This window comes from Candidatus Methanodesulfokora washburnensis (assembly GCF_003947435.1).
GTDB classification, from domain to species: Archaea; Korarchaeota; Korarchaeia; order Korarchaeales; family Korarchaeaceae; genus Methanodesulfokora; species Methanodesulfokora washburnensis.
Genome location: NZ_RCOS01000017.1, coordinates 1 through 8,364 on the forward strand (window position 1 = coordinate 1; position 8,364 = coordinate 8,364).

The window sequence follows — 8,364 nt, forward strand, 5'->3', positions numbered from 1 at the left end:
GAATATATGTTCACTACCTCCTAATCGATCCCATGGATCATCTCAATCGCTGAGAGAGTCCCTCAGAGAGAGACCGACCGTATCCTGGATAGAGAGAGAATAGCAGAGAGCGTAGTATATAATAAGAGAGCAGAGAGTGGAGAGGAGAGAGAGGGAGAGCGGGGAGCGGAGAGGGGAAGATGACATCTCATTGAGCTTTTTTCTTTGGAGCATTGTGGAGTAGGGGGTAGCCCCATGCATTTATTGTTTATTCTCCTGCCGGGCTTTCTCCACTATCTCATATTTAGGTAGCAGTATGCTCAGCATTCTATGGCACAGCTCATGCTCGGCTATCCAGTATCTCCAGCCCTTAATCCCACAGTTCACTGCTGTCTTTAGATCTCTGGTGTCGAGGGACTTTATGAAATCTATCAGCTCAGGTATTGCAAGGGACTCAAGCTGTATCTTCATCATCCTTCTCTGCTGGAAGTGATCCCTCATTCTCTCCTTCCACAGCAGGATGGAGATCTCATCTTTAGCCATAAGATATCCCATACTCCCCTCCTTTATATACTTATCGCTTCATAATTTCCAGGGTGAGACCCTATGCCGAAGGTGGATTTGGAAGCGGGTAAGGAGGCATATAAGGAGGCTGTCAGGATAGTTCCTGACAGATATGCGAGAAAGATAGATAAGGCGGACTGGAAGACTGCTGCAGAGTCTGACGCTGCTGAGAAAACCTGGAAAGAGGCACTTGAGAGGGCAATGAGGGAGGAAAGAAGGAAGAAAGGCATAGCCAGGGTGTCAAATGAGGAGTGGAAGAAGGCTGCAAAAGAGCTGGGGAGCAAGAGGATAAAGGAGGGAATGGAGGGGAAGGAGACCAAGTGGGCTGATCGCTTCAAGCCATTCGCTGAAGCAATATCAGGAGTAACCCTGCCACCGAGATCAGCTGACTGGAAGGAGAACCTGAAGAGAGTGGAGGCTATAGTCGAGGCTTTAGTGAAGAAGAAGGAGGAACTCATGAAATAAGCACATAAGAAGGAGGGAGGTTGATAGGATATGGCAACCCATCTAGCTGCATACTTGGTTAGCGACTATGGCAAGACTGAAGTGGAGCTTCCAGTGGTGAAGGATGATGTCCTGACACAGACAGCACCAACCAGGTTCATGGTTCCTGTTGGCCTGAATAATGTCCATTGGGCTTATGCTGCTGGAGTAAACCTGACAGAGGCTTATCTTAAATCTCCATCCCTGGAAGTTAGGAGGCACAAGCCCCGCATCATACCTGGAAGCTATGGAGCATTGAACCTGGATCTGAATAAGATACCGGTGTGGAAACCGATAAGACCTCTGACCCTGAGCGAGACAGAGGAACTAAGCGTCATAGCTTCATATGGAGGGGCAGCTGCTGCATACAACTTGGCATTGGTGGCTCTAGGCCCGCCTGCATTGCCACCAGTTCCTGCTGGAGAGATAAGGATGGTAAAGCTCACATCAAACACGACACTCACAGCGGGAGTTTGGACTACGTGCATAATGACACCTGAAGTAGCCCTGGAGGTAGGAACTTATGCACTGGTGGGATTCATACCGATAAGTGCTGGTGCTCTGGCAGCAAGAGCGATATTCACAGGACAATACTGGAGACCTGGAGTTCCCGCTATTGCTGGAAGCGATCCAGGAGCCAGAGTGATAAACGACAAATACCTGAAGGAGCTTCAGTTCTATGAAATGGGAAGATTCACTCACAACTCTCCACCAATGTTCCAGTTCCTCTCAAGCTCAGCAGATACCTCTGAGATAGTCTATGCCTACATAGTGAAGGTGGCTTAAATTGCCCTTCACTAGGGCTGTCCCAATACCTGCTAATCGAGTCGTGAATATCGTGCCATTTAACCCGAAAAGGATAACAATAGGCATCTTTAACGTGGGAAACTATGATGTCTATATCTCTCCTGATCAGACCGATGTAAGAGCGAAGGGGTTTCCGGTGAAAGCTGGAGGAGGCATAATATTCAAGAGAAAAGATGGAGATAAGACTGAATATGCTCTCTATGGCATAGCTGAATATCTCTCCTGATCAGACCGATGTAAGAGCGAAGGGGTTTCCGGTGAAAGCTGGAGGAGGCATAATATTCAAGAGAAAAGATGGAGATAAGACTGAATATGCTCTCTATGGCATAGCTGATGGAGCAACTGAGGTAAGAGTCTGGGAGGAATATGAGTAAGGTGGGAATATGGACATCATAACTCCAGCACCTAGATTATCCCTGATAACGATAGATGTGGATAAGGACTGGGCTGGTCATATAATCAAGAACTTAGGTGCACCTGTTGATCCAAATGACAGCCTGAGGAAGACGGACTTAGATAGCCATAAGACAGCATCACCATTAGATCATCCTGATGGCTCAGTAACTCTCACCAAGCTTTCAAGCTTGGTGAGAGCCCTCATATTTGCTGGGATATAGGTGATGCAAAATGGGTGTAGGAGATCCATGGTCAGCAGGTGCATCCATTCCTGCCGGTGGCTATGTTGTGTTCCAGCCTGCGACAGGAGTAACAGTGCTTGTCCTGTATATTTACAATACGGATACGACATACGTGAAATTTTACTACACTGATGGGACAACTGACACATATATCGATAACTTAGGAACAGGGCAATACAGGTTTACGATGATAAACACCAAATATCTCAAGGTTGTTAACACAGCGACAGCGGCAAAGACTGTTGGTGTTCATGGGATGTGTCTCTCGTGAGGTGATTAGATGACAAGAACAATTGTCCTGAGAAGACAGATTATAACGGGACCCGGTGGAGAGGCAATAGGAGAAGTAAGGGTGGAGGTAACCAATGATCTAATCAACGAGCTACTGCAGGTAGCTGATGTTGATATAGGAAACAAGCCAATAGATCAATGTTCCAAGTCCCCTGTTAATATTCCACCTGATAGGGCTGGGAAAAGGGCTAAGCTCAAGAAGATGGGCTACACTGATGCTGACTTAGACGTGCTGGAGAAGGAAGGAGTTATCTGATAACTTTTTATCCATCCCTCTCCCTCTTTTTTTTGGTGTGATATATGCCTGAGAGAGCTGAGTGGACAGACCTATCTCCAGCTAATATCAGGAAAAGCTTGAGGGAATATGCTGATTCTGTCTTAAGCTCGCTCTGTCTGGGAAGATATGCAGCTGACACATCGGCAATAACTAATGACGTCACCAGAGACTATGACATGCTCTACAATAACCTGAAAAGCTATGTCAGTGCTGGATTAAAGAAGGAGGAAGATGCATTCAAGGAGCTGAGTGATAAGGTAAATGAATACAGGACAAGGATATATGAGAGGGTAACAGCAGCAGGCAGATCATGGATAAGTTCACATCCTGATGCAGTGGAGACACTAATAAGGAATGCAGCCCTATCAGTTCCTCAAGCCGATAAGCTCAACATATATCAGCCTGGAACTCTTGATTCAATAGTAGCAGCAGGAGTAGCAAGAGCGAATGAGACAGGAAGCCTATGTGAGGGTAAGAACCTAGCGATAGAGCTAGCAAAGGAAGCTGTATCAAGGCTGATGGCTGAGAGACCTGGTGCAGCGATAGCAGCAGCTATTGAGTCAGGAGTTCCAGTCGAGACATTTACCAGGATACCAGCAGGGATACAGGCAGCTCAGATGGCTCAGTTAGTTCAGCAAGCTGTATCAAGTGCGATAACAGGAATGCAGATGAGCATATCACAGCAGCTGCTGCATGCATACACACAGCTCCAGCCCATTCTCTCAAGCATAATACAACATGTCCAGCTCCAGACAATCACATATCAACAACAGCAGCAATACATGCAACAGCAGATACAAGCATTCACAGCATATACACAGCAGTATGAGATGCTCAGAAAACAGCTGGAGGAGCAAGCTAAGGCTCAACAGCAGGTTCAACAGGAATCAGTAGCAACAGACCAGGAACGGAACAGGATACTAGAGGAGCTTTTAGGCTCTCTTAACCTGAACTTGCCTGCATTAGCTGACATAACCAAGATGCCTGATGCGATACTTAGTGCTTCCCATAAAGTTGAGCTGATGGCTTTAGGAATAAAGAATCCCTATTTAGACATGCTAAAGAAACTGAGGGATGGAGAGCTGGCTTCTCTAGTGATAGAGAAGACTGATTCAGGATATAAGGCTTCTCCATCAGGTAAAGCTCTAGGTGATTATGTTGAGCATCCCATAGAGGTAATAGAACAGAGAATGAAACAACATGAATCTGCTAAGCTAGGGGATAGATTCGGGATCTCAGACTACATAGGTGAGACAACAAAAGGAGGATTCGATGCACTAGAGCAGATATTTGCTGACCTGATCAACACTTTAACGATAGGTCAGGTTAAATGGAATAAGGAGGAGAAGGCTGCTGAGCTACTTGTATCTCCACATCCTGGACCCTGGGAAGAAGGACAGTCTGATGCATTGAGATACACAGCAGGATTCTTTGCTCTAGTGTCTTCAGCATTCATGGGGACAAGGCTGCTGGATACCCTAGCTAAGGCTCTGAGCTTAGGTGTCCTGGATACAATCGGAGAGCTGTGGAGGGATATAATATGGGCTACAGGTTTACCCTGGATGTCCTGGGCTATCACGAGTGCTAAGGTTAAGGCTGCTATCCTGAACCACCTGGAAGCGATGGAAAATGCTAACTTCAGATCCAGGTATCCAACATTAAGCGAGATCCAGGAGATGTGGGCTACTAACTACACAGATGAAGCGACAGCCAGGATATTGTTGAGCTTCCAGGGAGTTCCTTCCTGGATGGAGGACTTCTACCTCGTGAGGGCGTTCAAGGACATACCTGAATCAAGTATCAAGAAGCTATTACTAAGGGGTAAGATGACGCTTGATGAAGCTTACGATAGACTGAGATTGCTCAAGTATAGCCACAGCGATGCTCTTAAGATCATAGAATCGTGGCTGGAAGAGGAGAGAGAAGAGAGAGCTAAGGACATAGAGAAGGTGATAGAAAAGCGATACAAGGCTGGAGCAATAGACAGGACAGATGCTCTCAATTTACTGAGTGAGGCATTAGGCGATGAAGCTAGAGCTAGGGCTAAGCTGGAGATATGGGATCTAGAGATGATAGACACCAGGGAGAAACTACCTTCAGAGAGCTGGATAGAGAGATGGTGGAGAGCGAGGTATATAACCGATGATCAAGCTCTGATGAGGCTTGTAAGGCTAGGATATGATCCTGAGGATGCTATGCTTATTCTTAAATACTGGAGGGAGCATAAGAAGTAAGGTGATATGATGGCTGAAGATAGGGCTAAGATCAGGTCTGCTATCAGTAGCAGTTATAATAGTATAGAGGAGCTGGAGGAAAAGTTAAAGAAGAAGATGGAGGAAAAGAAGGAGGAGGAGAAGGGAGGTGAGAGGTAGATGGACTGGAAGATTAAGGCAATAGCTGCTCTAACTGTTTTTGTATTAGGCATCCTGTATCTGGCAGGAATGAATGTGGAGAAGGAGCTTGAGACAGCAATAGCTATCCTGCTAAGCATATTGGCAGGTAACGAGGCACACAAGGAGTATAAGCTTAAGAAGCTCCAGGAGAAAGCTAAAAGGTGATCACTATGTCAGAGCTTGATAGGAAGAAGGCATGGGATGACCTGATCATCAAGTTAAGGGAGTTAAGATACGATGATGGATATAGAGAAGAGCTAGCTGCAGCAATAGAGCATTACCTAGCAGCACTTAAGGCTGATGGATTTCCTATGGACACTATGGTCATCATGAGCAAGGATCATGTATATGTTATCAACATCATTGATCTACCCAGCTTGGTGAGGAAAGACCTAAATGTGATAAACTATCTCAGGAGAATATGGGGAGGTATATCGACATGAGTGGAATACTTATTTCAGCTAGCGACTATGAGCCTGCAGTAGCTTATTTCTTTCCCTATGCTCTTAAGGCTATTGAGATGGCTAGAGCAACAGGACATGAGCCACTTCCATGTCTGAGGAGAGAGCAAAACGTGGACAACATCTATAAGAATGCCGTTAAAGCTAGCCTGATACTTCACAATGGACACGGATCAGCTGATGATACTACAGGAGACCAGGCAGTAGTTATTTGGCATACATGCAGCTATCCCACAAGCACTGTGGAGAAGAAAATAGTATTCCTACTGAGCTGTCTAACAGGACAGAGGCTGGCTCCTGACATGGCTCAGAAGGGAGCTTCAGCTGTATTTGCATGGGATGAGGTTTACATATTCAACGTTGCAGGTGGAGGAGATCCTTTAACAGATCCTTACTTGAAATGGTTCTTCTGGCCTATTCTCGATGGATACAGAAGGGTTCTTGAGGGAGAACCTGCTAAGGCATGGTATAACTACATAATAGGATCAGCTCAGGAGGCATTAAGAGATCCCAGCTTACCTGAGCATGTTAAAGCCAACATAGCATGGGATGCTAATCACCTGAGGTTATTCGGAGATCCCAATGCGACAATAACTCCACCTTCACCACCTTCACCACCTAAGCCACCAGAGAAGAAGAAATACAGGGTAGTCCTGAAGATAGAGAAGGATCTAACAGGATATGCTAGTATCGGAAGATTCAGAGTTCCAATTTACATCTATGCTGAAGGAACTAACATAGCAGGAGAGGCTGAAGAGATTCAGGATGTTCGATGAGATCCTGATCCCTATTTACCTTTTTTGTTACATTATAGGAGTGATTATCGTGGCATGGCTTCTATATAGCCTGGCTCACTGGTATATAGACCACATACACTATGGAGGATAGGTTTATATACTCCACAGTCCACTATGTAGTGGGGGGATCTTATGGCTATGAGTGAGAACCTTCCCCTAATTCGATCAGAGGCATGCCCCGATGAAGGCATGAAGTCAATCCTGGAGGAGATAAAGAGGAAAATCCTAGAGAGACTGTCATGGACAACATTCAGAGACATATATATTGACGTAACAGGAGCTATCTGTGTAGAACTTGGCTACTATGGCATTATCTTTGCAAAGATAGACCATGACATAATCAAGAGAATAGCAGATGAGCATAATCTATCCTTCAGCTACTATATTGAGTCTGTCCATGATGGTATGCTCCTTCACCTTAGATTCTGGAGGGATTAACATGCTGGATGAGGAGAACCCTGCCTGGGCAGACCTCCTTCAGGAGATAAAGAAAAGGAAGAAGGTGAACCTGAGCATCAGCATCCCATACCTCCTCTACGAAAAGCTGGAGAAGAAGGTTAGGGAGACAGGGAAGAGGAAATCTGAGATCATTGCTGAGGCTCTAAAGCAATATCTGGGAGGGGAGTGATATGAGCGGGCAGGATAAGGAGAGAGAGAAGATGGCTTTATTAGCAGTGGATATAGCTAGAGCTGGCTATGTGGAGATCCTAGCACATCCTGAGCAGCTGCTGTTAGCATTAGCAGCAGCTACAACAGCACACAAGGTTAGCATGGGTAGCATCCTTGAGGATTATGAGAGCCTTATCAGGATAATCCTGGAGAGAGCGAATGAGCTGAAGCCTTAACCCATCCCATACATAACTTTTTTAATCTTCCCATCCCATCTTTTTTTGGTGATACCTGATGGCTGAAGTTGAGGAGAAGGAGAAGAAGATGGAGCTGATACGTGAGTTAGAGAAGAGGGTATTCGATTTGATGGAGAGCAAAGCTAGGGCTATGGCTGCTGGTGATGATGAGACATCAAGATCCTTAACAACAACAATTATGATGTTAGAGGCTCAGATAGCAAGATTAAAGGCGAGAGCATGAGCTATCCACCGCAATGGAAGGTCATGGAGATAAAGAGCTTCTTCGATGCATTCTACTCTCCTTTACCTCACTTCGAGGATGCTGAAAAGCACATATTCGCAGCATGGGTAGAGCAAACACAGAACTATGGCACTTATGCATTCGATGTTCCAGTGATGAGTTCAGCACATCTAGCTGAAGTTGAGAAATTTCCTCCTGGTGTGCGTGAGGCTGCATTTTACTTAACTGCTAAGAAGATAGATGCGATAAAGATCCTTAACAGGGATGTCTGGATAATTGAGGTTAAGAAGAGACCGTTAGCATCAGGAGTAGGTCAGCTACTCACTTATAAGGATAGCTTTGAGCAGACATATCCCGATTACAGAGTGAGAAAGCTGATATACGTAGTTCCCCTGATGGATATGGACGTAAAGATGACATGTGATAGGATGGGAATAGATTTCCAGGTAGTGAAAGGGCTTGAGAAGCTAGCAACCAGGTGGGTCTATTGAGTGCAAAACTGAGGATTAAACTGATGAATCCTGATACAGGCATGGTTGAATGTGCTGAATTAGAAGCATACCATCACTTTTATGCAGTCTATCG

At 45.5% G+C, this 8,364-nt stretch carries 17 protein-coding genes; 16 read left to right on the forward strand and 1 reads right to left on the reverse strand.

Annotation, left to right across the window (positions count from 1 at the left end; translation table 11 throughout):
• Positions 1-240: 240 nt before the first annotated feature.
• Positions 241-534, reverse strand: coding sequence for a hypothetical protein (locus D6D85_RS00850; protein WP_125670142.1), 294 nt, complete (start codon positions 532-534; stop codon positions 241-243).
• A 51-nt stretch (positions 535-585) separates the two neighbouring features.
• On the opposite strand from D6D85_RS00850, the gene D6D85_RS00855 reads away from it, so the two are divergent.
• The 16 genes from D6D85_RS00855 (at position 586) to D6D85_RS00925 (ending at position 8,270) form a co-directional block, all read left to right on the forward strand.
• Complete coding sequence (locus D6D85_RS00855; RefSeq protein WP_125670143.1) at positions 586-1,008, forward strand: hypothetical protein; 423 nt, start codon at positions 586-588, stop codon at positions 1,006-1,008.
• Positions 1,009-1,038: 30 nt separating this feature from the next.
• Positions 1,039-1,812, forward strand: coding sequence for a hypothetical protein (locus D6D85_RS00860; protein WP_125670144.1), 774 nt, complete (start codon positions 1,039-1,041; stop codon positions 1,810-1,812).
• Between the two features lies 1 nt (position 1,813).
• On the forward strand, positions 1,814-2,059 hold the full coding sequence (locus D6D85_RS00865; protein WP_125670145.1) for a hypothetical protein: 246 nt from the start codon (positions 1,814-1,816) through the stop codon (positions 2,057-2,059).
• A gap of 157 nt (positions 2,060-2,216) precedes the next feature.
• Positions 2,217-2,450: a hypothetical protein gene (locus D6D85_RS00870; RefSeq protein WP_125670146.1), complete on the forward strand. Its 234-nt coding sequence runs from the start codon at positions 2,217-2,219 to the stop codon at positions 2,448-2,450.
• A 10-nt stretch (positions 2,451-2,460) separates the two neighbouring features.
• The gene (locus D6D85_RS00875; RefSeq protein WP_125670147.1) at positions 2,461-2,742 is read left to right on the forward strand and encodes a hypothetical protein; all 282 of its coding nucleotides are present in this window, start codon (positions 2,461-2,463) and stop codon (positions 2,740-2,742) included.
• A gap of 9 nt (positions 2,743-2,751) precedes the next feature.
• Positions 2,752-3,018, forward strand: a complete 267-nt coding sequence (locus tag D6D85_RS00880; protein ID WP_125670148.1) for a hypothetical protein — start codon at positions 2,752-2,754, stop codon at positions 3,016-3,018.
• A 44-nt stretch (positions 3,019-3,062) separates the two neighbouring features.
• Positions 3,063-5,273 carry a hypothetical protein gene (locus D6D85_RS00885; protein WP_125670149.1) on the forward strand — a complete coding sequence of 737 codons (2,211 nt, stop codon included), beginning with the start codon at positions 3,063-3,065 and terminating at the stop codon, positions 5,271-5,273.
• Between the two features lie 9 nt (positions 5,274-5,282).
• The gene (locus tag D6D85_RS16920) at positions 5,283-5,411 is read left to right on the forward strand and encodes a hypothetical protein (protein ID WP_272914399.1); all 129 of its coding nucleotides are present in this window, start codon (positions 5,283-5,285) and stop codon (positions 5,409-5,411) included.
• On the forward strand, positions 5,412-5,597 hold the full coding sequence (locus D6D85_RS00890; protein ID WP_125670151.1) for a hypothetical protein: 186 nt from the start codon (positions 5,412-5,414) through the stop codon (positions 5,595-5,597). It begins immediately after the preceding gene.
• 5 nt (positions 5,598-5,602) lie between these two features.
• Positions 5,603-5,875 carry a hypothetical protein gene (locus D6D85_RS00895; RefSeq protein ID WP_125670153.1) on the forward strand — a complete coding sequence of 91 codons (273 nt, stop codon included), beginning with the start codon at positions 5,603-5,605 and terminating at the stop codon, positions 5,873-5,875.
• On the forward strand, positions 5,872-6,669 hold the full coding sequence (locus D6D85_RS00900) for a hypothetical protein (protein ID WP_125670154.1): 798 nt from the start codon (positions 5,872-5,874) through the stop codon (positions 6,667-6,669). Before D6D85_RS00895 ends, D6D85_RS00900 begins: the two co-directional genes overlap by 4 nt.
• 153 nt (positions 6,670-6,822) lie before the next feature.
• On the forward strand, positions 6,823-7,128 hold the full coding sequence (locus D6D85_RS00905) for a hypothetical protein (RefSeq protein WP_125670156.1): 306 nt from the start codon (positions 6,823-6,825) through the stop codon (positions 7,126-7,128).
• A 1-nt stretch (position 7,129) separates the two neighbouring features.
• Positions 7,130-7,318 (forward strand): ribbon-helix-helix domain-containing protein, encoded by a 189-nt coding sequence (locus D6D85_RS00910; protein WP_161969610.1) that lies wholly within the window; start codon positions 7,130-7,132, stop codon positions 7,316-7,318.
• 1 nt (position 7,319) lies between these two features.
• The gene (locus D6D85_RS00915; protein WP_125670159.1) at positions 7,320-7,535 is read left to right on the forward strand and encodes a hypothetical protein; all 216 of its coding nucleotides are present in this window, start codon (positions 7,320-7,322) and stop codon (positions 7,533-7,535) included.
• Positions 7,536-7,593: 58 nt separating this feature from the next.
• Positions 7,594-7,779: a hypothetical protein gene (locus D6D85_RS00920; protein ID WP_125670160.1), complete on the forward strand. Its 186-nt coding sequence runs from the start codon at positions 7,594-7,596 to the stop codon at positions 7,777-7,779.
• Positions 7,776-8,270 carry a hypothetical protein gene (locus D6D85_RS00925; protein ID WP_125670162.1) on the forward strand — a complete coding sequence of 165 codons (495 nt, stop codon included), beginning with the start codon at positions 7,776-7,778 and terminating at the stop codon, positions 8,268-8,270. The genes D6D85_RS00920 and D6D85_RS00925 overlap by 4 nt, the downstream gene beginning before the upstream one ends.
• Positions 8,271-8,364: the final 94 nt, after the last annotated feature.